Annotated in this window: 24 protein-coding genes; 9 read left to right on the forward strand and 15 right to left on the reverse strand. The window is 71.5% G+C overall.

Features of this window, described 5'->3' with window-relative positions; genetic code table 11:
• Nucleotides 1-33: 33 nt before the first annotated feature.
• Nucleotides 34-906: an FmdE family protein gene (locus D466_RS0106455; RefSeq protein ID WP_156004083.1), complete on the forward strand. Its 873-nt coding sequence runs from the start codon at nt 34-36 to the stop codon at nt 904-906.
• On the opposite strand, the gene D466_RS0106460 is transcribed toward D466_RS0106455, so the two are convergent.
• From D466_RS0106460 to D466_RS0106475, 4 genes are all read right to left on the reverse strand, one after another.
• Nucleotides 873-2309 carry a tetratricopeptide repeat protein gene (locus tag D466_RS0106460; RefSeq protein WP_018912897.1) on the reverse strand — a complete coding sequence of 479 codons (1437 nt, stop codon included), beginning with the start codon at nt 2307-2309 and terminating at the stop codon, nt 873-875. The genes D466_RS0106455 and D466_RS0106460 overlap by 34 nt on opposite strands.
• A 30-nt stretch (nt 2310-2339) precedes the next feature.
• A complete protein-coding gene (locus D466_RS0106465; RefSeq protein WP_018912898.1) occupies nt 2340-2906 on the reverse strand; it encodes an NADPH-dependent FMN reductase in 567 nt (188 codons plus the stop codon).
• A 119-nt stretch (nt 2907-3025) separates the two neighbouring features.
• Nucleotides 3026-3961, reverse strand: a complete 936-nt coding sequence (locus D466_RS0106470; protein WP_018912899.1) for a pyridoxamine 5'-phosphate oxidase family protein — start codon at nt 3959-3961, stop codon at nt 3026-3028.
• 15 nt (nt 3962-3976) lie between these two features.
• The gene (locus D466_RS0106475; RefSeq protein ID WP_018912900.1) at nt 3977-4597 is read right to left on the reverse strand and encodes a glutathione S-transferase family protein; all 621 of its coding nucleotides are present in this window, start codon (nt 4595-4597) and stop codon (nt 3977-3979) included.
• A 171-nt stretch (nt 4598-4768) separates the two neighbouring features.
• On the opposite strand from D466_RS0106475, the gene D466_RS0106480 reads away from it, so the two are divergent.
• Together D466_RS0106480 and D466_RS0106485 are read left to right on the forward strand one after the other, a co-directional pair.
• Nucleotides 4769-5662: a LysR family transcriptional regulator gene (locus tag D466_RS0106480; protein WP_026284967.1), complete on the forward strand. Its 894-nt coding sequence runs from the start codon at nt 4769-4771 to the stop codon at nt 5660-5662.
• 173 nt (nt 5663-5835) lie between these two features.
• Nucleotides 5836-7464, forward strand: a complete 1629-nt coding sequence (locus D466_RS0106485; RefSeq protein WP_018912902.1) for a methyl-accepting chemotaxis protein — start codon at nt 5836-5838, stop codon at nt 7462-7464.
• A 44-nt stretch (nt 7465-7508) separates the two neighbouring features.
• On the opposite strand, the gene D466_RS0106490 is transcribed toward D466_RS0106485, so the two are convergent.
• Complete coding sequence (locus D466_RS0106490) at nt 7509-8087, reverse strand: isochorismatase family protein (protein WP_018912903.1); 579 nt, start codon at nt 8085-8087, stop codon at nt 7509-7511.
• Nucleotides 8084-8602, reverse strand: coding sequence for a Cd(II)/Pb(II)-responsive transcriptional regulator (gene cadR, locus D466_RS20830; RefSeq protein ID WP_018912904.1), 519 nt, complete (start codon nt 8600-8602; stop codon nt 8084-8086). The genes D466_RS0106490 and cadR overlap by 4 nt, the downstream gene beginning before the upstream one ends.
• Before the next feature lie 95 nt (nt 8603-8697).
• On the opposite strand from cadR, the gene D466_RS20835 reads away from it, so the two are divergent.
• Complete coding sequence (locus D466_RS20835; protein ID WP_018912905.1) at nt 8698-10764, forward strand: cation-translocating P-type ATPase; 2067 nt, start codon at nt 8698-8700, stop codon at nt 10762-10764.
• 59 nt (nt 10765-10823) lie between these two features.
• Here the strand turns inward: D466_RS20835 and ccmI are convergent, their stop codons facing one another.
• From ccmI to ccmA, 9 genes are read right to left on the reverse strand one after another with little or no spacing between them, the layout of a single operon-like run.
• Nucleotides 10824-12137: a c-type cytochrome biogenesis protein CcmI gene (gene ccmI / locus D466_RS0106505; protein WP_018912906.1), complete on the reverse strand. Its 1314-nt coding sequence runs from the start codon at nt 12135-12137 to the stop codon at nt 10824-10826.
• A complete protein-coding gene (locus D466_RS0106510; protein ID WP_018912907.1) occupies nt 12134-12598 on the reverse strand; it encodes a cytochrome c-type biogenesis protein in 465 nt (154 codons plus the stop codon). The genes ccmI and D466_RS0106510 overlap by 4 nt, the downstream gene beginning before the upstream one ends.
• Entirely contained in the window at nt 12595-13122 is a 528-nt protein-coding gene (locus D466_RS0106515; RefSeq protein WP_018912908.1) for a DsbE family thiol:disulfide interchange protein, read from the reverse strand. Before D466_RS0106515 ends, D466_RS0106510 begins: the two co-directional genes overlap by 4 nt.
• Nucleotides 13119-15065: a heme lyase CcmF/NrfE family subunit gene (locus tag D466_RS0106520; RefSeq protein WP_018912909.1), complete on the reverse strand. Its 1947-nt coding sequence runs from the start codon at nt 15063-15065 to the stop codon at nt 13119-13121. Before D466_RS0106520 ends, D466_RS0106515 begins: the two co-directional genes overlap by 4 nt.
• Nucleotides 15062-15502, reverse strand: coding sequence for a cytochrome c maturation protein CcmE (gene ccmE, locus D466_RS0106525; protein WP_018912910.1), 441 nt, complete (start codon nt 15500-15502; stop codon nt 15062-15064). The genes D466_RS0106520 and ccmE overlap by 4 nt, the downstream gene beginning before the upstream one ends.
• Entirely contained in the window at nt 15499-15732 is a 234-nt protein-coding gene (gene ccmD / locus D466_RS20840; protein WP_018912911.1) for a heme exporter protein CcmD, read from the reverse strand. The genes ccmE and ccmD overlap by 4 nt, the downstream gene beginning before the upstream one ends.
• A complete protein-coding gene (ccmC, locus tag D466_RS0106535) occupies nt 15729-16478 on the reverse strand; it encodes a heme ABC transporter permease CcmC (RefSeq protein ID WP_018912912.1) in 750 nt (249 codons plus the stop codon). The genes ccmD and ccmC overlap by 4 nt, the downstream gene beginning before the upstream one ends.
• Nucleotides 16475-17143, reverse strand: a complete 669-nt coding sequence (gene ccmB, locus D466_RS0106540) for a heme exporter protein CcmB (RefSeq protein ID WP_018912913.1) — start codon at nt 17141-17143, stop codon at nt 16475-16477. The genes ccmC and ccmB overlap by 4 nt, the downstream gene beginning before the upstream one ends.
• A gap of 1 nt (nt 17144) precedes the next feature.
• Entirely contained in the window at nt 17145-17768 is a 624-nt protein-coding gene (gene ccmA / locus D466_RS0106545; protein ID WP_018912914.1) for a cytochrome c biogenesis heme-transporting ATPase CcmA, read from the reverse strand.
• 265 nt (nt 17769-18033) lie between these two features.
• On the opposite strand from ccmA, the gene D466_RS22685 reads away from it, so the two are divergent.
• The 5 genes from D466_RS22685 (at nt 18034) to D466_RS0106570 (ending at nt 24667) form a co-directional block, all read left to right on the forward strand.
• On the forward strand, nt 18034-20067 hold the full coding sequence (locus tag D466_RS22685; RefSeq protein ID WP_156004085.1) for a PAS domain S-box protein: 2034 nt from the start codon (nt 18034-18036) through the stop codon (nt 20065-20067).
• Nucleotides 20064-20699 carry a response regulator transcription factor gene (locus tag D466_RS0106555; protein ID WP_018912916.1) on the forward strand — a complete coding sequence of 212 codons (636 nt, stop codon included), beginning with the start codon at nt 20064-20066 and terminating at the stop codon, nt 20697-20699. The genes D466_RS22685 and D466_RS0106555 overlap by 4 nt, the downstream gene beginning before the upstream one ends.
• A gap of 183 nt (nt 20700-20882) precedes the next feature.
• Nucleotides 20883-21209: a c-type cytochrome gene (locus tag D466_RS0106560; RefSeq protein ID WP_018912917.1), complete on the forward strand. Its 327-nt coding sequence runs from the start codon at nt 20883-20885 to the stop codon at nt 21207-21209.
• A gap of 74 nt (nt 21210-21283) precedes the next feature.
• Nucleotides 21284-22297, forward strand: a complete 1014-nt coding sequence (locus D466_RS0106565; protein WP_026284969.1) for a DmsE family decaheme c-type cytochrome — start codon at nt 21284-21286, stop codon at nt 22295-22297.
• Between the two features lie 18 nt (nt 22298-22315).
• Complete coding sequence (locus D466_RS0106570; RefSeq protein ID WP_018912919.1) at nt 22316-24667, forward strand: MtrB/PioB family decaheme-associated outer membrane protein; 2352 nt, start codon at nt 22316-22318, stop codon at nt 24665-24667.
• Nucleotides 24668-24670 lie beyond the last annotated feature (3 nt).

Raw genomic sequence — 24670 nt, forward strand, 5'->3', positions numbered from 1 at the left:
CGCGCGCTTCGGGCGCCTTCGGGAGGCAGGGACATGCGTGGCATTCGTGGAGTGCTGGCGGCAGCCGCATGGGCGGTGTGCGCGCTGGCCTGGGCGGCGCCGCCCACTTTCGTGGAAGGGCGCTCCATCTTCATCGAGACGGGAGTGGAGGCGCCGGACCGTTCGCCCACCTGGTATGCGTCGATGGTGAACCGGCCCTACGCGCCGACTTTCGAGATGCTGGCCACGCAGGGCACGCAGGGGCGCTACTACCCCTACACCTACCCGGTGACCTTGAAGGACATGATCCGCTTCCACGGGCACGACTGCGAGGGAACGGTGCACGTGGCCAACGCGGCCTGGGTGGCCTTCCGGATTCTGTTTCCCGACGGCATCATCGACCGAAGCGTGCTGTGGGGCATCAGCGGGGACTCGCCCTGCTGGTCGGACGGTGTCGCCTTCCTGACCGGGGCGCGGCTGCAATACGGCAATCTTGGGTTCTTCCGGGACAAGCGCTACAGCCATGCCATCGTGCTGTACCGCGAGGACACCAAGGTCGCGGTGCTCGCCACGTGGAAGGAGGGCATCAACAACATTCCCGGTGAGCCGGTGATGCTGCCCGGCAAGATCACCTGGAAACCCAGGGTGAGCATGCTGGACATCGAGGCCTTGAAGGCCGTGGTGAAGTCGGCGGGCGGCAAGCCCACGCCGTACCAGGTCGACCAGATGCGCTACCAGCAATGGGAACAGGTCAACGACATCCTGGACCATCCGCTGAGCGAGAGCTACAGCGCCGAGGTCCTTCCGGACTTCCAGTGGGCGCAATGGGTGGATCCGGCCAGGTCGGTGGGGCAGACCATCACCCGCAGCGACGTGCGCCTGAAGAACTACCCCTATCGCCGGAGTCCGGTGGACCCAGGGCCCTGAGCCGGGGCCGGCCTCGCTCCGGCCAGGGTCCGCAGGTCGCGCGTGAGTTCGGCGATGACGCCTGACCAGTCCTCGCCCGGTCCCTGCCGGTACAGGCGCATCACCCCCGGGTACCACGGGGAATCGCTGCGCTGCTCCAACCAGCGCCAGTCGGTCTTGTGGCGGGGCAGCAGCACCCAGCAGGGGCGGGCGAGCGCGCCGGCCAGGTGGGCGACGGCCGTGTCCACGCTGATCACGAGGTCCAGCCGGCTGACGATGGCCGCGGTGTCCGCGAAATCGCGGATGCCGGCACCCAGCGCGACCATGGGCGGCGCTGCCGCCTCGCCGGCATTCGGGCCGGCGGTGCCTTCGTCGGCGCATTCGCCGCTCCCGGGGTGAAGGCTGTACAGGCGCACGCCGGAGATCGCGCCCAGCGGCGCCAGCAGCCCGGGCCCGGGCAGCGAGCGTTCGCGGTCGTTGGAGAACCGGGGGTTGCCTTTCCACACCAGTCCGACGCGCAGCGCGGGCCCCTCGCCGAGCAGTTCGTCCCAGGCGGCGGCGCGCGCGGGGTCGGCGCGCAGGTAGGGCAGATCGGTGGGGATGGAATCCAGCCGCGTCGCGCATAGCGCGGGCAGGCTCAACGTGGGGCACCACAGGTCCCAAGCCACATCGGGCAGGCGGCCCCCGGCCTCGGGGCCGACGGCGATGGCGTGGTCGATGCCCTCGGCCTGGCGCAGCAGCGGCTGCAGCGCGGGGTGGCACAGGATGCCGAGCACCGAAGCGCCGCGCCGCTTGAGCTCGCGGGCGTAGCGGCAGAACTGGATCATGTCGCCCTGGCCGCCTTCCACGCCCAGCAGCAGGGCGCGGCCTTGCAGCGGGCCGCCGTCCCAGCGCGGGATGTCCACGCGGGCGGCGAAATCCTTCGACCAGTCTCGCGCCTCGTAATACCGCCAGCCTTCCTCCATGCGCCCCTGGCGCAGCAGGCACTGAGCGAGGTTGACGCTGGCCTGCGGCCAGTGCGGCGCCAGCGCCACCGCCCGCCGGTGCGCCTGCTCGGCCTCGGGGCTGCGCCGCAGGATGTCCAGCAGCACGCCCAGGTTGCTCCAGGCGGCCGCGCTGCCGGGCGCCCGGCGCAGCGCCTCGCGGTAGGCCTGTTCGGCCTGCGCGTACTGCTTGTCGCGCTCCAGGAAGGCGCCGTAGTTGCACCAGGCCTCGTCCCGCGCCGGCGCCAGCGCGAGGGCCCGCAGGTGGTGCGCGCGGGCCGCGTCGTCGTCGCCGCCGCGCTCCAGTGCCAGCGCGAGGTTGGCGTGGGCCTCGGCCATGCCGGGCTGCAGGGCCACCGCGGCCCGCAGCAGCGCGGCGGCCTCGGCCGCGCGCCCTTGGCCCAGCAGGCGCGTGCCCTGCTCGAACAGATCCGCCGACATACGGGCCGCGCGCCGCGGCCGCGCCGGCGCCTAGGCGACCTTGGCGGCCAGCGCCGCCAGGGCCTTGAGCTGGGTGGCGATGAAATCGCGCGTGGCGCCGTCGCTCAGTTCCAGCGTGTCGCCGCTGACCTTCGCGGCCGCCTGGCCCACCATGACCTCGGGCTTGTTGAGCACGTGGGCGTCCAGGAACACCAGGCTCTGGCGCAGGTGGTACTGGGCCCGCGCGCCGCCCAGCAGGCCGGGCGAGGCGGTCTGGATGGCCACGGCCTTGCCGGCGAAGGGCTGCGGCGTCAGTCGTGACAGCCAGTCGATGGCGTTCTTCAGCGCGCCGGGCACCGAGTAGTTGTACTCGGGCGTGACGATGATCACGCCGTCGGCGCCGCGGATCTGTTCGGCCATGGCCTGCACCGGCGCGGGAAAGCCCCCGGCCTGCAGGTCGGCGTCGTAGTGCGGGAACTCGGCCACCGAGCCGAGCGCCGAGATGCGCACGCCCTCGGGCGCCAGCGCGGGCAGGGCGCGGGCGATGGCCGCGTTGAGCGAGCCCTTGCGCAGGCTGCCGAGCAAAGTGACGAAATGCAGAGGTCTGGAGTCGGTCATCTTGGGATTCCCATGTTGTTGGCAGCGGTATTTCAGCAGATCGCGCGCAGCTGCGCAGCGCCGCCCAGGGGCTGCCGGGGTTGCCGGGGCTTTCCCGGGCGCGCGCCGATGGGAGTTCCTCAGTCCGGCAGGTAGGGTGAATACTCCAGCAGGCGCCAGCGCCGGTTCAGCGCCCCGGGCCGGTGGATCACCTGCTCCACGTGCAGCAGGACGGCGCGCTCGGCTGCGCCAAGGGCCGCCGCCGCCGCGCCGTCCAGCAGCTCGGCACGGCCCGCCACGTGCACCAGGTCGCCGCTGGCGAAGTCGGGGAACAGCAGCCCGGCGCGCGGCTCCAGCAACAGGTTGCCCAGGGTGTTGAAGTAGAGGTTGCCGGGGAAATCGGCCCAGGCCAGGCGGCTGCCGGTGTCGTCCACCTGCACGAAACCGGGCTTGCCGCCGCGGTGCGAGGCGTCGGCCCCGCCGCCCGCCTGGCCCTCGGCGGCCCGGGTGGCGATGAACAGGGTGTCGGCGCGGCGCACCAGGGCCGCCGCCTCGCCCTGCAGGCGAGGCGAGCGCAGGGCTTGCGGCTGCTCCGCCGAGCCCACGCCGGGTAGTTGCTCGCGCCGCTGGATGTAGCGCGGGCAGTTGCCGAAACTCTGCTGCACCTCCACGGTGAAGCCGGTGGCGTCCAGTTCCACCACGCGCCCGTTCACCCGGTTGCGCCGGCGCGTGGCCAGCTCGATACCCAGCATGCCCGCCTGCGCGCCCTCGTGCAGGCAGGCGGCCAGCGGGTCCTGCGCGTCCGGCAGGGCCTGCACGCGCAGGCTGCGCGCGTGGCGGGCATGGACGAAGCCGGGCGCCCCCTCGAGCAGGCTGCACCAGGGCTGGCCGCTCGCATCGGCGGCGCCGAGCACGAGCCAGGCAAGCTGCGCAAAAAAGGCCTGGTGAGCCTCCGGCATGGCCTTCGCCAGGATGCGCGCGCCGTGCCGCGCCAGGGACTCACGCGAGCCGGCCTGCTCCTGCAGCGCTCGTTCGCCGGCGTGGAACACGCTGTCGGGGCCGGAGTCCGATGACATGGCGTGGCTCCCGGTTCAAGCGGTGGGCGAGGCCGGCATGGCCACGAAGCCGGGCAGGGACTGCACGCGCTCCAGCCAGGCGCGCAGCCGGGGGTAGGGCTCGAGCGACACCCCGCCCTCGGGGGCATGGGCGGTGTAGCTGTACATCGCCAGGTCGGCGATGGTGGGGCCGTCCGCGGCCAGGAAGGTCTGGCCCTCCAGCGCGCTGTCCATGTGCGCGAACAGGGCCTGCGCGGCCGCGATCGCCTCGGAGGGGTCCATCGCACGCCGGAACACGCGGACCGCGCGTGCGCGCGCCGCCCCGTGGGCCAGCGCTCCGGCGGCCAGCGACAGCCAGCGCTGAACCCGCGCGGCACCCAGCGCGTCGCGCGGCAGCCACGAGGCCTCGCCGTAGTGCATCGCCAGGTAGACCAGGATGGCGTTCGAATCGGCCACCACGGTGCCGCCGTCGTCGATCACCGGCACCTGCCCGAAGGGATTGATCGCGAGGAAGGCGGGCTGACGCTGCTCGCCCGCCAGCAGGTCGACGTCGCGGGTCCGGTAGCGCAGGCCCAGCATGTTCAGCAGCAGTTCCACGCGGTGGCAATGGCCCGACAGCGGGTGGCGATACAGCACGATGGGAGGCTCGGCGGACATGGGGGCTGCTCCGGGTTGAGGGTCGATGGGGGCATTGTGGTGGCGAAAATCTCCGCAATAAAGAATCGCAGGCGCATTTGACTACGCCGTAAAACGGCGTAATCATGGGCGCGGTTTCTGCCGCTTGCTCCGTCTGCGCAGCTTTCCGTTCCCGGCCTCATCCTCCCTTTCATGGACAAATTGCGTGCATTGCGCGGCTTCGTGGCCATCGTCGAGCACGGCAGCCTCAGCTCGGCGGCGCAGGCGCAGGGCAGTTCGCTGTCGGCCACGGTGCGCATGCTGGCCGCGCTGGAGAAGGAGCTGGGCGTGCGCCTGCTCAACCGCACCACGCGCCGGCTGTCGCTCACCGAGGACGGGCGCCAGTACCTGGAGCGTGCGCGGCGCATCCTGGCCGACCTCGACGAAGCCGACCGCATGGTGGGCGAGGGGCGGGCCGAGCCCGCGGGCTCGCTGGGTATCACGGCGCCGGTGCTGTTCGGCCAATACCACGTGGCGCCGGCGGTCACGCGCTTCCTGCGGCGCTACCCGCGCGTGCAGGTGCGCCTGGTGCTGCTCGACCGCGTGGTCAACCTGGTGGAGGAGGGGCTCGACGTGGGCATCCGCATCGGGCATCTGCAGGACTCGACCCTGGTGGCGCTGCGCGTGGGCAGCATCCGCAGGGTGGTGCTGGGCAGCCCGCAGCTGCTGGCCCGTTTGGGCGTGCCGGAGCATCCGCGCGACCTGGCCGGCCTGCCGTGCCTGCGTTTCGACAACGCGGAATCGGGGGTGTGGACCTTCCGTGAGAAGGACTCGGGACGGGACTGCAAAGTGGCGGTGCAGGGGCCGCTGCAGTGCAACCTGGCGGCCCCGGTGCTGCATGCCTGTGCCGAGGGCCTGGGCTTTTGCCGGGTGTTGTCCTACCAGGCCGCGCCCTTGCTGGCGCAGGGGCGGCTGCGCATCGTGCTGGAGGATTTCGAGGTGGAGCCCTGGCCGGTGAGCCTGACCTATCCCAGCGCGCGTTGGCTGTCGGCGCGCACGCGTGCATTCGTCGATGCCATGGCCGAGGAATTGCGCCGGGCGCTGTGAACAAAGTCACACTGGCGCGCAAATTCGGGCTTTCTCGCAAGGCAAACCGGAGCGCCGGATGTATCCTTGGCCGTTCCGTGTGAGCGCGCCGAAGGCGCGGACCGTCACGGATGCTTGTTCTTCACGCCACGGTCCGGCCCGTCGGCGCCAAACTTCTCACCCAAGCGAGACCCATGCTCCAAAAACTTCGCATCGGACCGCGGCTGACCCTGGCCTTCGGGATCCTCGTGCTCCTGCTGCTTGCGACCAGCGCCTTCGGCGTCATGCAGCTCTCGCGCATCGACGCCACGATGAAGGACATCATCACCGTACGGGTGGAAGCCGAGCGGGCGGCCAACACCGCATTCAGCAATTTCCAGGGCACCACCCGCGTGACCCTGGTGTGCCTGCTGCAATACAACTGCGCCGAAAACAACGTCAAGCAGATCCACGCCAACCAGGTGTCGACCAACGCCGCGGTGACCAAGCTCACGCACATGGTGCTGGACCCGAAGGCCGCGGCCGACGTGCACGGCCTGCAGGCTGCCCTGCATGACAGCCGGGGCGCCGAGCAGACGGTGCTGGCGAAAATGAATGCCGGGGACTTCGCCGGCGCCACCCAGGCCTACCTGCAGAACTCGCTGCCCAAGATCGGCGCGCTTCAGGGCGCGATGCAACAGCTGCTCGACGACCAGAAGGCGGACATCGACGCCATGTACGAGGCCAGCCAGGCCCAGTACCGCGCCACGGTCAAGCTCAGCATCGGGGCCGGCGTGCTGGCGATGGTGGTGGCGGTGGTGCTGGCGCTGCTCATCACGCGCTCGATCGCGCGCCCGCTGGGCGAGGCGGTGAAGGTGGCGCAGGCCGTGGCCGGCGGCGACCTGACCGTGCAGGTGGATTCGAGCGCGCGCGATGAAACCGGAGCGCTGCTGCGCGCCATGCAGGAGATGGTGGATCGCCTGGGCACCGTGATCGGCTCGGTGCGCCAGTCCGCGGCGCAGCTGCTGGCGGCCTCGGCGCAGGTCTCCTCCACCTCGCAAAGCCTGTCGCAGTCGGCGTCCGAGCAGGCCGCCTCGGTCGAGGAGACCTCGGCGACCCTGGAGGAGGCCAGCGCCTCGATCCGCCAGAACGCCGACAACGCACGCCTGACCGACACCACGGCCCAGCAGGCGGCCAGGCAGGCGCAGGAAGGGGGCTCGGCGGTGCAGGGCACCGTCAGCGCCATGCAGTCGATCGCCGAGCGCATTTCCATCATCGACGACATCGCCTACCAGACCAACATGCTGGCGCTGAACGCGGCCATCGAGGCGGCGCGCGCCGGCGAGCATGGCAAGGGTTTCGCGGTGGTGGCCGCCGAGGTGCGCAAGCTGGCCGAGAAGAGCCAGGCAGCTGCCAAGGAGATCAGCGATCTGGCGTCTTCGTCGGTGAAACAGGCCGACCGCGCTGGCAAGCTGCTGGCCGAGGTGCTGCCGGCGATCGGCAAGACCTCGGACCTGGTGCAGGAGATCAACGCCGCCTCCGAAGAGCAGGCGACCAGCATCCAGCAGATCAACCAGGCCGTGGCGCAGCTGTCGGCGGTGACCCAACAGAACGCCTCGGCCTCCGAGGAACTGGCCGCGAGCGCCGAGGAGATGAACGGCCAGGCGGCCGCGCTGCAGGATTCGGCGGCGCAATTCCGCATGCGCGGCGAGGAAGCGCCGGCTCCGGCGGGCGCGGCCCCGCGCGCCGCGGAGCGCGTGGCGCACGGATTCTCCGAGCCCGCGCCGCTGCCCGAGGCCAAGCCGGCCGCGGCGGTGGAAGGCGACGGTTTCGTGAAGTTCTGAGTGCCCCCAGGGCCGGGCTGCGCCCGGCCCGCCCCCCGTGGGGGTCAAGAAAACTTGGGGCGGCCCGGCGCCGCGCGAAGCTGCTCCAGCACTTCGCGGGTGGTGGCGGTTTCGCCCAGGCGGGGAAAGATGCGCTGCACGCTGTTGGCGTGGGCTTCGCCGCTGAGGTCGGTCATGGCGTCGACGGCGAGCGCGACGTTGAAGCCCAGCTCATGCGCCTGGCGCGCGGTGGACTCGACCCCGATGCTGGTGGCGATGCCGCACAGCAGCACCTGGGTGACGCCCCAGCGCCGCAGGTAGTCCTCGAGGTCGGTGCCGGTGAAGGCGCCCCAGCTGCGCTTGGTCACCAGGTGGTCGCCGGCCTGGGCGCCGAGCTCGGGCAGCAGCGCCGACCAGTTGGGGTCCTGCGAGGCGGCGCGGCGCGGCTGTTCGCTGCGCCCAGGGGCGGTGCCGGCGACGTTGACCAGCACCACCGGCCAGCCGCGGGCCCGGAAGGCACCGGCGAGTCGCGCCGCCTGCGCCACCACCGCCGTCACGGGATGCGCGGTGGGCAGCACGGCCACGCCTTGCTGCAGGTCGACGACGATCAGGGCGGTCTTGGGGTCGAGGGGACTCAGGCTCATCGCTGGGAACGGGAACGGGAACGGGAAGGGGAAGGGGAAGGGGAAGTCGGAAGCGGCGGGCGCACGGCGCGGACCGGCGCCGCCGCCGGCGCGTGGACCGAGGGGCCGGCTCGCGAGGCCTGCGCGGCTTGTTCCAGGCCGCGCAGGATGCCGCACTGCGCGGCCTGGCTGGGCCTTGCGCAGCGCCCGCGCAGCTCGCGCAGCCATTCCTGCAGCGTGCGCAACTCGCGCATGCGCAGCGAGACCTGGGCGAGGTGCTGGTCGAGCAGCTCGTTGACCTCGGCGCAATCCTGAGCCGGCGCATCCTGCAGGCGCAGCAGCAGGCGGATTTCGTCCAGGCTCATGTCGAGCCCGCGGCAGAAGCGGATGAATTGCAGCCGCTCGCGGTGCCCCGCCTGGTAGACGCGGAAATTCCCGGCCGTGCGCGCGGGCGCGTCGAGCAGGCCCTCGCGCTCGTAGTAGCGGATCGCCTCGACGGAGGTCGAGGTCGCCTTGGAGAGTTCGCCGATGCGCATGTCCCGGGTTCCTGAATGGTCAATCAGTGTAGTCGCTTGACTCTGTAGCTGCTTCAGGGATTCCAATGGCCCTTCCATGTCGAGAGGAGCCCAGCATGAGCGATACCAGACCCCAGGACTCCGCGGGAAGCCGCCCGGATGCCGGCGCCTGCGGGCACGGCTGCTGCGGCAGCATGCCCTTGTCGGCGGCGCCGGACGCCGCGCCGCGCGACAGCTTGGAGCGTTCGCGCTGGCTTCGCCTGCTCGGTGCGCTGGCGCTGGCCCTGTTCGCGGAGTGGCTGGGGGTCTACGCTGCGCCGGGCACGCCGTGGCGCACGCTGGGCATGGGTGCCGCGGTGCTGGCGGTCGCCCTGTCGGGACTGTCGGTGCTGCGCGAGGGTTTGACGGCGCTGGTCAAGGGCCGCCTGGACATCGCCGCGCTGATGGCCGTGGCGGTGGCCGGCGCCTTCGCGCTGGGCCAGTGGCCCGAGGCGGCCATGGTGATGACCCTGTTCGCGCTGGCCGAGCGCATCGAGGCGCGTTCGGTGGAGCGGGCGCGCGACGCCATCCGCGGCCTGCTCGCGCTGTCGCCGGCGCGCGTGGAGTTGCGCCAGCCGGACGGGTCCTGGCGCGCGGTGGACGCCCGCTCGGCCGCGGTCGGCGCCATCGCGCGGGTGCGCCCCGGCGAGCGCTTCGCGCTGGATGGCACCGTGCGCGCAGGGCGCGGCGCGGTGGACGAGTCGCCGATCACCGGCGAGAGCCTTCCGGTGGACAAGTCGCTGGGCGACGAGGTCTTCGCCGGCAGCATCAACCGCGACGGCTCGCTGGAGTATGAAGTGACGCGCGCGCCCGGCGACACGGTGCTGGCGCGCATCATCGAGGCGGTCGAGCAGGCGCAGGCGCGGCGCGCGCCCACGCAGCGTTTCGTGGAACGCTTCGCGCGGGTGTACACGCCGGCCGTGTTCGTCCTCGCCGTGGCCGTGGCCCTGGGCGCGCCGCTGTGGCTGGGCTGGGCCTGGCATGCCGCGGTATACCGGGCGCTGGTGCTGCTGGTCATCGCCTGCCCTTGCGCGCTGGTGATCTCCACGCCGGTCACCGTGGTCAGCGCACTGGCCTTCGCGGCGCGCCGCGGCATCCTGCTCAAGGGCGGCGTGTACCTGGAACAGGCGCGCCGCATCCGCGTGGTCGCGCTGGACAAGACGGGGACGCTGACCGAGGGCCGGCCCACGATGGTCGCGCGGGCCGCGCTGGATGCGCGCATGGCGCCGCCTCGCGCCTTCGGGCTTGCGCGCGCGCTGGCGCTGCGCTCGGACCACCCGCTGGCGCGGGCGCTGGCCGCGGGCCTGGCGGACGTGTCGGACCTGCCGGACCTGCCGGACCTGTCCGGCGCGGTCCTGCCCGAGGTCGAGGACTTCGGAGCCCAGCCGGGGCGAGGCGTGCACGGGGTCATCGATGGCGCCGCCTACGTGCTGGGCAGCCACCGCTGGATCGCCGAACGCGGGCAGTGCACGCCCGCCTTGCAGGCCGCCCTGCAGGAGCAGGAGGCGCGGGGCCGCAGCGTCAGCGTGCTGGCCGATGCGCAGGGGCCGCTGGCCTGGTTCACGGTGGCCGACACGCCGCGCCCGCATAGCCGCGAGGCGCTCGCCGAACTGCGCGAGCTGGGGGTGCGCACGCTGATGCTCACGGGGGACAACGAGGCCACGGCGCGGGCCATCGCAGGGCAGGTCGGCATCGACGAGGTGCACGCCGGCCTGCTGCCGCAGGACAAGCTGGCGCTGGTGCGGCGTCTGGGCGAGACCGGGACGGTGGCCATGGTGGGCGACGGCATCAACGACGCTCCCGCGCTGGGCGCGGCCCACATCGGCTTCGCCATGGGCGGTGCGGGGGCCGACGTGGCGACCGAGGCCGCCGACGTGGTGATCATGGGGGAGGATCCGCGCCGGGTCGCGCAGACCATCCGGCTGTCGCGCCGCGCGCAGCGCGTGCTGCGGCAGAACATCGCGCTGGCCCTGGGCATCAAGGCGGTCTTCCTGGCTCTCGCCCTGGCCGGCGACGCGAGCATGTGGATGGCCGTGTTCGCCGATACCGGCGCCAGCCTGCTGGTCGTGTTCAACGGACTGCGGCTGACGCGCGAGCCGGTGTTCCGGGCGTGGGGGATGCCGGGGCGCGCCGTGCCGGCCTGAGCCGGTGGCGGCGGGCCCGCGGCCCAGGCTCCTAGCTTGGCCTCTGCCGCCCAGGCTCCTCAGGGCCGGCGGCGGTCGATGATCAGATCGACGCGCCCCGAGGAGAGCGGTGCCGACACGCCGTAGTCGTCGCCGCTGGCGGGCATCGCATCGCCGTTGGCCGACAGGCGGGCCTCGATGCGCACCGGGCCCGCCTTGGACAGCGGTTGCGCGGGAATCATCGAGTCCGCGTCGCTCAAGCCCACGTCCAGCGGGAAACTGGGCGAGCTGCGCTTGAGCACCGCTACCGGCATGGTCTCGCCCGGCTTGCGCGCGATCACGTACAGCGTGCGCCCGGCCGCCTGTGCGCGCAGCGCGGGCGCCAGGCTCAGGTGGGCCGTGAGCACGGTGGGCGCGGCGGCGCCGGCCGGCGCGGGGGAGGAAGGCACGGCCGGCCGCGTGGACGCCGCCCCGGGCGCGAGGCCCGCGGCGGAGCTGCCCAGGCGGGCTTGCGCATGCTGCAGCAGGTTGTCCACGAAGGCGGCGTCGTCGCTGCCCGGCGCGACCTCGCGCGCGGCCCGGCGCAGCAGCGGCAGGGCGGCCTGGTCGTCGCCGCGCTGGGTGCTGGCGTAGCCGGCGAGCATCAGCGCCAGCAGATTGTCGGGGTCGATGCGCAGCGCCGCGCGTGCCAGCGTGTCCGGCCGGCCCACGGGATTGCCGCCGGCCTGCATGGCCAGCGCGTCGGCGTATTCCGCCAGCCAGCTGGCGTTGGCCTGCAGCGTGGGGCCGATGCGCGCGTAGGCGGCCACGGCGTCGCCGAAGCGGCCCAGCACGCTGTACGAGCGCCCGAGCATGGCCCAGCCCTTCGGGTCGTCGGGGTGGGCATTCAGGCGCGCCGCGAGCTTGGACACCATGTCCTGGATCTGCTTCGGCGGTGTCGCGGCGTCGGCCGTCGGCTGCACCGCGGCGGCGGCGGCGGTGGTGGCTGTGGTGGCTGTGGTGGCGGGGCCGGCGGACCCCGTCGAGCCGGCCACGGCCAGCGCGCCGGGGCTGCCCAGCAGCAGGTACAGCAGCGCCCCGCTCAGCGGCAGCACGAGCAGCAGGCCGCCCAGCGTGGGCAGCGCGTGGCGCGCCAGTGCGCGCGAGGGCGAGGCGCCACCCACGTCGTCCAGCACGCGGCGGGTGAGCTCGTCGCGCTGGCGTTCGAAGGCCTGCGCGTCCAGCGTGCCGCGGGCGTGGTCGGCTTCCAGGCTGGCGAGCTCCTCGCGCAGCAGGCGCGCATTCAGGGCTGCGCGGTCCACGCCGGGCGAGCGCGGCGGGCGCAGCAGCGGCAGGCCGAGCATGGCGGCCACGATCAGGGTCAGCACGGCGGCGGCAAGCACGAAGGAAGTCATGGCGCGTCTCCGGCGCGCGACAGCAGTTCGCGCGCCCGTTGCAGGGAATTCGGGTCGAGCGCGCCGCTGTCGCGCCGGGCGCCGGCGCGGATCTGCGTCAGCAGCACCAGCAGGCCCGCGGCCAGCAGCGCGAAGGGGCCCAGCCACAGCAGCGCCGTCTCGGCGTCGAAGGGCGGGCGGTAGCGCACGTAGTTGCCGTAGCGCTGCACCAGGTAGGCGACGATCTGGCGGTCGCTCAGGCCCTTGTGGATCAGGCCGCGCACCTGCGCGCGCAGGTCGCGTGCGAGGTCGGCCTGGGAATCGGCCAGGGATTCGTTCTGGCACACCAGGCAGCGCAATTCGCCGGTGATGGACAGCATGCGCTGCTCCACCGCCGGGTCGGCGTACAGCGGGGGCGCCTCGGCGGCGGCCGCCGCGCGGCCCAGCAGCAGGCAGGCGAGGAGCAGGAGCAGGATTTTCATGATGACAGCTTGCGGATCAGAGGCAGCAGGCGGTCCTTCAGCACCTCGGGGGTGAGGGGTCCGATCTGCTTGTAGACGATGTGGCCCTGGCGGTCGATCACGTAGGTCTCGGGCACGCCGTACACGCCGTAGTTCACGCCCACGCGGCCGTCGGCATCCACGCCCACCATGTCGTAGGGGTCGCCGGCCTCGGCCAGCCAGTGGCGGGCGTCCACCGGCGAGTCCTTGTAGTCCAGCCCCACCAGCGGCACATGCTGGCTGTGGGCGTACTGCAGCAGCAGGGGATGCTCCTGGCGGCAGGAGTCGCACCATGAGGCCCACACGTTGAGCAGCCACACGCGGCCCTTGAAGTCGGCCGGGGAGATCGACTCGCCGGGCGAGTTCAGGCGCTGCAGATCGAAGCCCGGCGCCGCGCGGCCGATCAGCGGCGAGGGAATGCGGTGCGGGTCGCGCGTGAGCCCCACGCCCAGGAAGCCCAGCAGCACCGCGAACAGGCCCAGGGGAATCAGCCAAATGCGTTTCATGTCGTACTCACTTGCGCGGACAGGGCGGCCGCGGCGCGCCGGCTGAGCAGGCGGTAGCGGCGGTCGGCCGCGGCGGCGATGCCGCCCGCGACCATGAGCAGCGCCCCGCCCCAGATCCAGATCACGAAGGGCTTGTAGTACACGCGCACCGCCCAGGCACCCCCGCCCAGCGGCTCGCCCAGCGAGACGTAGATGTCGCGCAACGGGCCGCTGTCGATGGCCGCCTCGGTCATCGGCATCGAGGAGCTGAAGTAGTCGCGCTTTTGCGGATGCAGCAGGGCCAGTTCGCGTCCGTCGCGGGACAGTTCCAGGCGGCCCTGCTGCGCCTTGTAGTTGGGGCCCGGCACCTCGCGCACGCCGTCGAAGCGCACCTTGTAGCCGGCGATCAGGGTGCTGTCGCCCGGGGCCATGCGCAGGTCGCGCTGCACCTGGTAGTGGCTGACCAGCGCCACCCCGACGATGCTCACCGCCAGCCCCATGTGGGCCAGCTGCATGCCCCAGTAGCCGGCGGGCGGGTTGCCGCTGCGCAGGCGCTCACGCGTCTGCTTGACGGCGGACGCTGCCACCCACATGGCGCAGAAGCTGCCCAGCGCGGCGCCGGCGTTCCAGCGTCCCAGCCACAGAGGCAGCGCCACCGCAGCCACCAGCGCGGCCAGCGCGGGCCCGCGCATCTTGTGGGCGAGGTCGCGGGGGTCGGCGTTGCGCCAGCGGGCGATCGGCCCCACGGCAGCGAGCAGGAACAGCGGCACCACCACGGGCACGAACACGTTGTTGAAGTACGGGGGCCCGACCGAGAGCTTGCCCAGGCCGAGCGCGTCCATCAGCAGCGGGTACAGCGTGCCCAGCAGCACGCTGGCTGTGGCCACGAGCAGCAGCACGTTGTTGCCCAGCAGCAGGGTCTCGCGCGAGATCAGCGCACACGGCGCCCCCGGCGCGATGCGCGGCGCGCGCAACGCGAACAGCAGCAGCGAGCCGCCCACCACCAGCGCGAGCAGCAGCAGGATCATCAGGCCGCGCCGGGGATCGGTGGCGAAGGAGTGCACCGAGGACAGCACCCCGGAGCGCACCAGGAAGGTACCCAGCAGCGACAGCGAGAAGGCGCCGATGGCCAGCAGCACGGTCCAGTTGCGGAAACTCCCCCGCTTCTCGGTCACGGCCAGCGAATGGATCAGCGCGGTGCCGAGCAGCCAGGGCATGAAGGAGGCGTTCTCCACCGGGTCCCAGAACCACCAGCCGCCCCAGCCGAGCTCGTAGTAGGACCAATGCGAACCCAGAGCGATGCCCGCGGTCAGCGCCACCCAGGCCGCCAGGGTCCACGGCCGCGACCAGCGCGCCCAGGCGGCGTCCAGGCGCCCGGCCAGCAGGGCCGACACGGCGAAGGCGAAGGCCACGGCGAAGCCCACGTAGCCCATGTAGAGCATCGGCGGATGTCCGACCAGCCCGGGGTCCTGCAGCAAGGGGTTCAGGTCGCGCCCGTTGGGGGCCGCGGGCAGCAGGCGCACGAAGGGGTCGGAGGCCAGGATGATGAACACCAGGAAGCCCACGGAAATGGCCCCCAGCACGCCGATCACCCGGGCCACCATGTCCTCGGGCAGGCTGCGCGAGAACATGGAGACCGCCAGGGTCCAGCCCGCGAGCATGAACAGCCACAGCAGGAAGGAGCCCTCGTGGCCGCCCCAGGTGGCGCCGACCTTGTAAATCATCGGCAGCAGGGAATTGGAGTTCTCGGCGACGTAGCGCACGGAGAAATCGTCGGTGACGAAGCTCCACACCAGGCAGCCGAAGCTCAGGCCCACGAGCAGGAAGCCGGCGCGCGCGGCCGGCCGCGCCAGCGCCATCCAGGCGCGGTTGCCGCGCCAGGCGCCCAGCAGGGGAAGCAGCGCCTGGATCAGCGCCACGGGAAGCGCCAGCAGCAGCGCGTAGTGTCCGAGTTCAGGGATCATTGCACCAGCGTCCTTTGCGCCTGTCGGGCCTGCTCGACGGCATCGCGTGCCTCGGGCGGCATGTAGTCGGCATCGTGCTTGGCCAGCACCTGCGTGGCGTGGAAGGTGCCGTGCGGTCCCAGCCTTCCCTGCACCACCACCCCGCGTCCCTGGGCGAACAGGTCGGGCAGGATGCCGGTGTAGACCACCGGCACCGCCTTCGCGGTGTCGGTGACCAGGAAGCGCACGCTCAGGCCGTCGCGTTGCAACGAGCCTTGCTGCACCAGCCCGCCGAGGCGGAACAGGGCAGCGTGCGGCGCCTCCCCGGCGAGGATCTGGCTGGGCGTCACGAACAGGGCGATGGAACCGTTGAGCGCGTGCAGCGCCAGCGCCGTGCCCACGCCGGTGGCGCACAGTCCGGCGAGAATCAGCGCGGCGCGCCGGTGCCGGGCCTTCATGCCGCCTCCCGGCGCAGGCGCGCGTGCAGCCGGGCGCCTTGCATGCGCTCGCCGCTTTCGATGTCCAGCACCTCGCATTGCCTGCGCAGCAGCGACAGCGCGGCGCGGCGCCGCTGGCGCAGCAGGATCAGTTCTGCGCCCAGGGCCAGCGCGCAGGCCGCCACGCTGCCCCAGACGTACAGGGCGTAGCCGCCCATCGCGAAAAATTCCGCGGCCGAATGCCAGTTCATGCCGCCACCTCCGTGTGTTGAAGGATCCAGTCGGACTCGCTGCCGCGCTCGAGAATGATCACGCGTACGCGTGCCAGTGCGACGGCGATGCTGTACATCCACGCGGCCAGGGCCATGAGCAGCATGCCCAGCAGCATGGTCAGGGCCATGGTGGGCGCGTGGGTGAAGGAAATCGAGGCGCCCTGGTGCAGGGTGTTCCACCACTGCACCGAGAAATAGATCACCGGGATGTTGACCACGCCCACCAGCGAGAGCACGGCGCAGGCGCGGTCCGCGCGCTGCGGCTCGTCGATGGCCGAGCGCAGCGCCATCACCCCCAGGTACAGGAACAGCAGGATGAGTTCCGAGGTCAGCCGGGCGTCCCACACCCACCAGGTGCCCCACATGGGTTTGCCCCACAGCGAGCCGGTGACCAGGGCCAGCAGCGTGAACAGCGCGCCCGTGGGCGCCAGCGCCGCGGCCATCATCCCCGACAGGCGGGTGTTCATGGCCAGCCCGACGCCGGCCCAGAAGGCCATGACCATGTAGAGGAACATGGACATCCAGGAGGCCGGGACGTGCAGGAAGATGATGCGGTAGCCCTGGCCCTGCTGGATGTCGGGCGGGGCCACGAAAAAGCCCACCCACAGGCCCAGCAGCGCGAACACCGCGGCGGCGGCGGCGAACCAGGGAATCATGCGTCCGGCCAGCGGGTAGAAGGTCGCCGGGCTGGCGTAGTGGAGCAGCTTGTTGCGGTGGGTTTTCATTCGAGCGCGATCCTGACCGCCATGGCCGTGGCCAGCGGAGCGAAGAACACCGCCAGCGCCAGCATGGCGCCCAGCAGTGCGAGATGGCTGCCGAAGTCCAGCCCGGCGGCCTGCGCGGACAGCGCACCGGCCCCGAACACCAGGGCCGGCACGTACAAGGGAAGCACCAGCAAGGCCAGCAGCGCGCCGCCGCCGCGCGAGCCCAGCGTGAGCGCGGCGCCGATGGCCCCCAGCAGGGACAGCAGCGGCGTGCCGATCAGCAGGCCCGCGGTGAGCAGCGCAAGCGCCGGCGCGTCGAGGGCGAACTGCAGGCCCAGCACGGGCGCCAGCAGCACCAGCGGCAGCCCGCACACCAGCCAGTGGGCGGCGATCTTGGCGCCTGCCAGCCAGGCGAAGGGCAGCGGCGACAGCGCCATCTGCTCCAGCGTGCCGTCGGCGTAGTCGTCGGCGAACATGCGGTGCAGGCCGAGCAGCGTGGACAGCAGAGCCCCCACCCACAGCACGCCGGGGCCGATGCGCCGCAGCAATTCGGGTTCGGGGCCGATGGCCAGCGGGAACAGGCTTGCGACCAGCACGAAAAAGGCCAGCGCGGTCAGCACCTCGCTGCGCCGGCGCAAGGCCAGTTGCAACTCGCGGCGCAGCATCGCCAGCAGGCTGGCACCCATCTCAGAGCTCCACGCCCAGGCCGCCGCCCAGCCCGATGGGCTGGTGGCTGCTGAGCACCGCGCTGCCGCCGCGGTCCAGGTGCTCCTCGAGCAGCCCGGCCACCATGTCGATGCCGTCGGCATCGAGCGCGGCCAGCGGCTCGTCCAGGATCCACAGCCGCGCGCCGCGTGCCAGCACCCGCGCCATCAGCGCGCGGCGCCGCTGGCCTTGGGAGAGCACGCGCAGCGGCAGGCTCTCGCGCCCGCGCAGGCCCACCCGGGCCAGCGCGCCGCGCGCGCCGTCCTCGCTCAGCGGGTGCCCGTCCAGCGCGGCGGCAAGAAGCAGGTTGTCCAGGGCGCTGAGTTCATCCTTGAGGCCGCCGCGGTGTCCCAGCCAAGCCAGCGCGTCGCGGTAGTCGTCGCGCGCGCGCCGCATTTCCACGCCGCACCACTCCAGGCGACCGGCATGCGCCACCGCCAGTCCGGCCAGGATGCGCAGCAGGCTGGTCTTGCCGGCGCCGTTGGCCCCGCGCACGTGCAGCCATTGGCCCGGGCGCAGCGTGAATCCGATGCCGTGGAACAACTCGCGCCCGCCTCGGCGGCAGGCCAGCGCGCTGGCGCGCAGTTCGTGTTCGGACGCATGCATGACAAGCTCGGCGAGAGGCGGTTACCACGTTGGCGGGACACTCGCGCGGCGTCCTCGTGATGCCAGAGTAGGCAGGGAACTCGTATCCAATCTTGACTCGCATCAAGCAAGGGCTCACATGCCCTGGGCGGCCCGCCCGGGCGTGCCCGTGCGGCCACGGACTCACCAGAGTTTGATCCGCGTCAAGCGGGTGCCCGCGGGCGGGCTCCTAGCATCGGCGCCGGGGATGTGCGCACCCGCGCCCCTCCCGCACCTCTTCGCCGCCATGTCCCTGCACTTGCGAATCCAGCCTGCGCGCGCGGTCGGCCTGTTCGCGGTGCTGACCATCGTGGCGGTGTCGGTGTCGGTGCTGGCGCTGCTGTGGGGACTGCGCGAGCGGGCGCAGACCCGCGACGCGCAGCTCACCGAGACCCTCACGCGGCTGCTGGCGCGGCAGACCTCGCAGGCCTTCGAGCGCAGCGACGCCACCCTGCGCAGTGTGTCCGAGCGCCTGCAGTCCTCTTTCGTCGCCGGGCTCGGCCTCGACAGCCTGCCGGTGCACCTGCTGCTGGCTGCGCACGCGCACGGGCTGGGCGAGTCCGGCGCGCTGCTGCTGGTGGACGCGCGGGGCAGGGTGATCAACTCCACGCGCGAGTTCCCCGCGCCCCGCGTCTCGGTGGCCGACCGCGACTATTTCCGCGCCTTCGCCAGCGGATCCCGCCATGGCCTGTACATCGGCGCTCCGGTGAGCAGCCGCGCCACCGGCGCCTGGACCGTGCACCTGGCGCGGGCCCTGCGCGACCGCGACGGGTCCCTGCGCGGCGTGCTGGTCGCCTCCGTGCCGAGTTCGGCGCTGGAGCCGCTGTACACCTACGTGCTGCGCGACTTCGGGCGCCCGGCGGCCGTGTACCTGGACGACGGGCGCCTGCTGGCCAGCCTGCCGCGGCGCGACGCCGAGCTCGGCCGGCCGGCCCCTGAATTGCGCGGCCTCGGGCTGCCGGCGCCGGGCCGCCTGTTGCGCGCGGATGCCTTGCAGCCAGACGGCGCCGACCGCAGCCTGACCGTGGCGCGCGTGCCCGGCCTGGGGCTGCTGGTGGGGGTCGGCGACGACATGCACCAGACCCTGGCGCAGTGGCGCGCGGTGGCCGCGCCGATCGCCGGCGGCGCCATGGTGGTGTGCGCCTTTCTCGGCGCCGCCGCGCTGCTGCTGGGCCACGAATTGCAGCGCGAGCAGGGCCTGAACCGGGCCTTGCGCGAGGCCGACGACCGCTGGCGGCGCACCATCGACTCGGTGCGCGACGCGATGGTCTCGATCGACAGCGAGCAGCGCATCATCATGTTCAACCCGGCCGCCGAGCGCATGTTCGGCCTGCGCGCCGCGGACGCCGTGGGCCAGCCGTTGAGCCTGCTCATTCCCGATGCGCGTCGCCAGGCGCACGCGGAGCATGTACGCGAGTTCGCCGATTCGGGCGTGCCCTCGCGCGACATGGCGCCGCGCCTGGAGGTGTACGGGCGCCGCGCCGACGGCAGCGAATTTCCCATCGAATCGGCCATCTCGCGCGCCGAAGTCGGCGGCGAGCTGCAGTTCACCGCGGTGCTGCGCGACGTCACCGAGCGCCGCCGCCGCGAGGCCGAACTGCAGCACATGAACCTGGAGCTGCGGCGCCTGTCGCGGGCGCAGCAGGCGGTGCGCGAGGAGGAGCGCTCGCGCATCTCGCGCGAGTTGCACGATGACCTGGGGCAGCAGCTCACCGGCATCAAGCTCGACCTGTCGCGCCTGATCGCGCGTTCGCGCGACGGGCGCGAGCTCACGCCGCAGACCTTCGAGTCCATGCGCCACCTGCTCGACGGGGCGATCGGCGCGGTGCGGCGCATTTCCACCGAGCTGCGCCCGCGCATGCTCGACGACCTCGGCTTCGGCGAGGCGGTGGCCTGGCAGGCCGGCGAGTTCACGCGGCGCAGCGGCATCCAGGTGCAACTGGAGCTGGATGCCGCTGCGCGGGTGCACGACGGCGCGATGGCCACGGCGCTGTTCCGCATCGTGCAGGAATCGCTGACCAACGTGGCCCGCCACGCCGGCGCCACGCTGGTGCGCATCGAGCTGCGCGCCGAGGGCGAGTGGCTGCGCCTGCGCGTGCGCGACGACGGCCGCGGCTTCGATCCCGCGCGCGGCGGCGCGGGGGTGGGGCTGCTGAGCATGCGCGAGCGGGCCACCGCGCTGGGCGGCAGCCTGCGCATCTCCGCGGCCGAGGGCGGGGGAACCGAAATCGAAGTCACGCTGGCGCTGCCCGAGGCGGCGCCCGAGGGAGTTGCATCATGAACCGGCTCGAGGTCCTGCTGGCCGACGACCACGCGATCATCCGCGACGGCCTGCGCAACATTCTGGACGACACCGACGACCTGCGCTGCGCGGGCGAGGCGTCCAACGGGCACATGCTGCTGGAGATGGTGCGCGCGCGCGAATGGCGCTTGCTGATCCTCGACCTGTCGATGCCCGGACGCAACGGCCTGGACCTGATCAAGCTGGTCAAGGCCGAGCGGCCGCAATTGCCCATCCTGGTGTTCACCATGCACCAGGAGGAACAGTACGCGGTGCGCGCGATGCGCGCCGGCGCGGCCGGCTACCTGACCAAGGAGGCCGACGGCGACGTCCTGCTCGCGGCCATCCGCAAGGTGGCCCGCGGCGGCATGTACGTGAGCGCGAAAGTGGCCGAGTTGCTGGCCACCGAAGTGGCACGTCCGCAACACGCACCGCTGCACACGCTGCTGTCCAACCGCGAATTCGAGGTGTTCCGGGCCATCGTCGACGGGCGCAGCCTGACCGACATCGCCGCCGATCTCAGCCTGAGCATCAAGACGGTGAGCACCCACAAGTCGCACATCCTCGACAAGCTGCAGGTCGCGCACGACGTGGACCTGGTGCGCTACGCGCTGCAGCACGGCCTGGCCTGAGCCGGAGCTGATCCGGGCGGGCCCGGGCCGGGGGCCGCCCGCTCCTACCGGGCCTAGGAGTTTTCCGATGGGCATTTTCATCGGGATCCGATGGCGCCCCGGGTTATCCCTGAGAAGAATGGCAGACATCCGGACGTGATCCGCGTGCGTCGCACGTGGCACGTTCACGAAGGAGTGCATGCCATGAACAAGATCGTCCGCTGGACCTCGGTGCTGGCCGTGGTCACGCTGGGCTTCGCCGCCGCCGCGCAGGCGCAGGACGGCAAGGATCTCGCCAAGTCCCACGCCTGTTTCACCTGCCACGCCATGGCGGGAACCAAGGTCGGCCCCGGCTTCGCCGAGATCGCCGCCAAGTTCGCCGGCAAGCCCAATGCCGCGCAGACCCTGGCCGAGGCCATGGAACACGGCGAGAAGGGCACCTTCGGCGCGATGCCCATGCCGGCGCAGGCCGGGCTGACGGACAGCGACGCCAAGCTGATCGCCGACTGGATCCTCAGCCAGAAGAAGTGATCCCGCCATCCGGACGAATCCGGCGGGTGCATCCAACGCAGGCGCGCAATCCAACACGCGCAGGGGAGCGACAAGTGCAGATCCTTTCTCGATTCATGATGGCCGCGGCATTGGTCCTGGGCGCCTGGAGCGCACCGGCCGGGGCCGCCGACGCCATCCGGCTGCCCGCACTGGGCGCCAGCCAGGCCGTGTCGAGCGACGCGGCCGTGGTCTCCAGGCAGCATCTGGCGGAGGACGCCAAGTGCACTCGTTGTCACGACGAGAACGAGGCCAAGCCGATTCTTTCCATTTTCCAGACCCCGCACGGAGTCACCGGCGATCCGCGCACGCCCACCTGCCAGTCCTGCCACGGCCCGAGCCTGGCGCACCTGGCGGGTCCGGTGAACGGCAAGATCGCTCCGCCCGACGTGCGCTTCAACAGCGACGGCGGCTACAAGGAGTCCAGCGCCGACAAGCGCGCCACGGCCTGCCTGGCCTGCCACTCGGGAACCCAGCGCACGCACTGGGAGGGCAGCGCCCACCAGGCCAACGGCCTGGCCTGCAGCGACTGCCACGTGGTCCACAGCCCGGTCGACAAGGTGCGCCAGCGCCTGACCCAGCCGGCCGTCTGCTACACCTGCCACAAGGACCGGCGCGCGGACATGATGAAGGTCTCGCACCACCCCGTGGCCGAGGGCAAGATGGCCTGCTCGGACTGCCACAACCCGCACGGCTCGGTGGCGCCGCACCTGATGAAGAAGGACTCGGTGAACGCGACCTGCTGGACCTGCCACGCCGACAAGCGCGGCCCCTTCCTGTGGGAGCACCAGCCGGTCACCGAGGACTGCACCAACTGCCACAACCCGCACGGCTCGAACGTCGCGCCGCTGCTCAAGTCGCGTCCTCCCTTCCTGTGCCAGGAATGCCATGACGGCCCGCATGCCAGCGGCACCGCCTTCGGCCCGGGCATCGCCGGCCCGCAGGTTCCGGGCACCGGCTACACCGGCGTGCCCAACCCCAGCGGAAACGGTGCCGGACGCTCGTGCCTGAACTGCCACGTGATGGTGCACGGCTCGAACAACCCTGCCGGTGCCTTCCTGCACCGCTAACGAAAACGAGGTGAGACCATGAGCAATGCCAAGGTCGCACCGCGGGCCAGCACGCTGAGCCTCGCGGTGCAAGCAGCCCTCGCAGCCCTGTCGATGCTTTCGCTGGCTACGGCGGCCCGGGCCGACGACGACTTGAACCGGCTGGTCCGTCCGACCAGCCAGGTCGAGGTCGGCGGCGCCTACACGCAGCACGCGTCCAGCCAGTTCGGCCAGTACAACGGCCTGTACGACTCCGGCGCGTCGCTGATCGGCAACATCGACCTGCTGGGCGGGGATTCCTACGGCCAGCAGCCCGGCACCATGCGCTGGTCGGTCGACGGCAGCAACCTGGGCCTGAGCAGCCGCTCGCTCGACGCCAACGTCACCGACCAGGGGCATTGGAAGATCGACCTGGGCTACGACCAGTTGCGCCACGAGATCAGCAACTCCTACCAGACCCCTCTGGTGGGCTCGGGCAACAGCTACACCATGCCGCCGGGATTCGGCATCGTCAGCAAGGCCAGGGGCAGCCTGGGCACGCAGGCGCTGACGCCTACCCAGCAGGGCTTTTTCCACACGCAGAACCTGTATTCGCAGCGAGGCACCACGCACTTCGGAGCCGAGCACGACTTCGGGCCCGGGCTCGACCTGCGGTTCCACTGGACCCACATCGAGCAGTCGGGCGACAAGCTCATCGGCTCGGGCAGCGACGCGCAGACCACCTCGGCGGCCTTTGTCGCCGCGGGCTACAAGCCGGGCAACGAAGCGGTGCAACTGCTGGCCAACCCGACCAGCAGCCATACCGACAACTTCGACCTGGCGCTGGACTGGCGCAACCAGCGCGGTTTCGCCACGCTGGTCTACGCCGGCTCGCGCTACCACGACGACTACAGCGCGCTGTATTTCTCCAACCCCTATACCTCCAGCGTCGCCGCCAACGGCACGGTGCTGCCCGGCGCCAACCCCTATCCGGTGGACCTGCTGGGCACGCCGCCCAGCAACGAGAACAACGAGCTCAAGCTCTCGGGGGGCTATGACCTGAGTTCGGCCACCCGCCTCACCGGCGGACTTTCCTACGGGCGCAACACCCAGAACATGGGCTTCGCCTACGAGCCGGCCGAGATGCAGTCGGGCACGACGCCCGTGGGTTCGCTGGACGGCCTGGTGGTCAACACCCACGCGGATGCGCGCCTGAGCCATCGCGCCACGCAGGCCCTGACCCTGGCGGCCGGCGTGGTCTACAACAAGCGCGACAACCGCACGCCTTCCTACACCTATCCCTTCTACACCCTGGGTGGCGACGCGGCCAGCCCGGTGAACGTGCCCGAGAGCTACAGCCACACGGTCACCGATGTCACGGCCGACTACCGGCTGAGCCCGGCGCAGAACCTGCATGCGGCGCTGAGCAACGACACCATGCACCGCTGGTGCAACAACCTGTCCGCGGTGGCGCTGGCCGAGACCCTGGCCGCCGCCAAGGCCGGCTACTACACCGACGTGAGCTGCATGCAGGTGCCCAGCCAGCGCGACAACAAGCTGGACCTGAACTACCGCGTGCGGGCCGCGGAGAACCTGAACTTCCGTGTCGGCTATGCCTTCGCCGACCGCAAGGCCACGGTCAACCCCTCCTTCTACAACCCCATGCAGTCCTTCAGCGAGGGCTTCGAGAACTACGGCTACCTGGCCTACTTCCAGGCCTCGCGGCGCGAGAACCTGCTGCGCGCGGGGGTGAACTGGGAACCCACGCAGGCCATGAGCCTGAGCCTGGACGGCTTCGTCACCCAGGACTCCTACCTCGACTCGGCGCTGGGGGTGCAGAACGGACATAGCGCCAACCTGAACGCGGAGGCCGACTATCGCTTCTCCGAGCAGACCACCGGTTCGCTGTACGCATCCTGGCAATGGCGCACCCGAGCGCTGCTGTCGGCGACTGGGCGCAACGCCCTGTCGACCACCGGCCTGACCGACTGGACCAACGACCTGCGCGACCAGGCGCTCACGCTGGGGCTGTCGGCCAAGCGCAGCGGCATGCTGGCCGACAAGCTCACGCTCAAGGCCGACCTGTCCTACCAGATCGACACCACGCGCTACACCACGGCGGCGGCCACGGGCTTCACCTGCAACACCGGAGGCACCAGCGGCTACAACTGCGGCGCCGTGCCCGACATCCGCAACGAACTGCTGCGCCTGCGACTGAGCGGCGAGTACAAGCTGGACCGCCGCAGCACCTTCCTGTTCGGCTACCTGCACGAAAAGCTCAACTCCAACGACTACCTCTACAACTTCTACCAGCTCGGCTACACCTCGACCTCGGTGATGCCGGCCAACCTCGCCGACCCCAGCTACAGCCAGAACGTGCTGTTCCTGGCCTACCGCTACAGCTTCATGTAGCGG

Origin of the sequence: Thiomonas sp. FB-6 (assembly GCF_000377645.1) — a bacterium.
Lineage (GTDB): Bacteria > Pseudomonadota > Gammaproteobacteria > Burkholderiales > Burkholderiaceae_C > Thiomonas_A.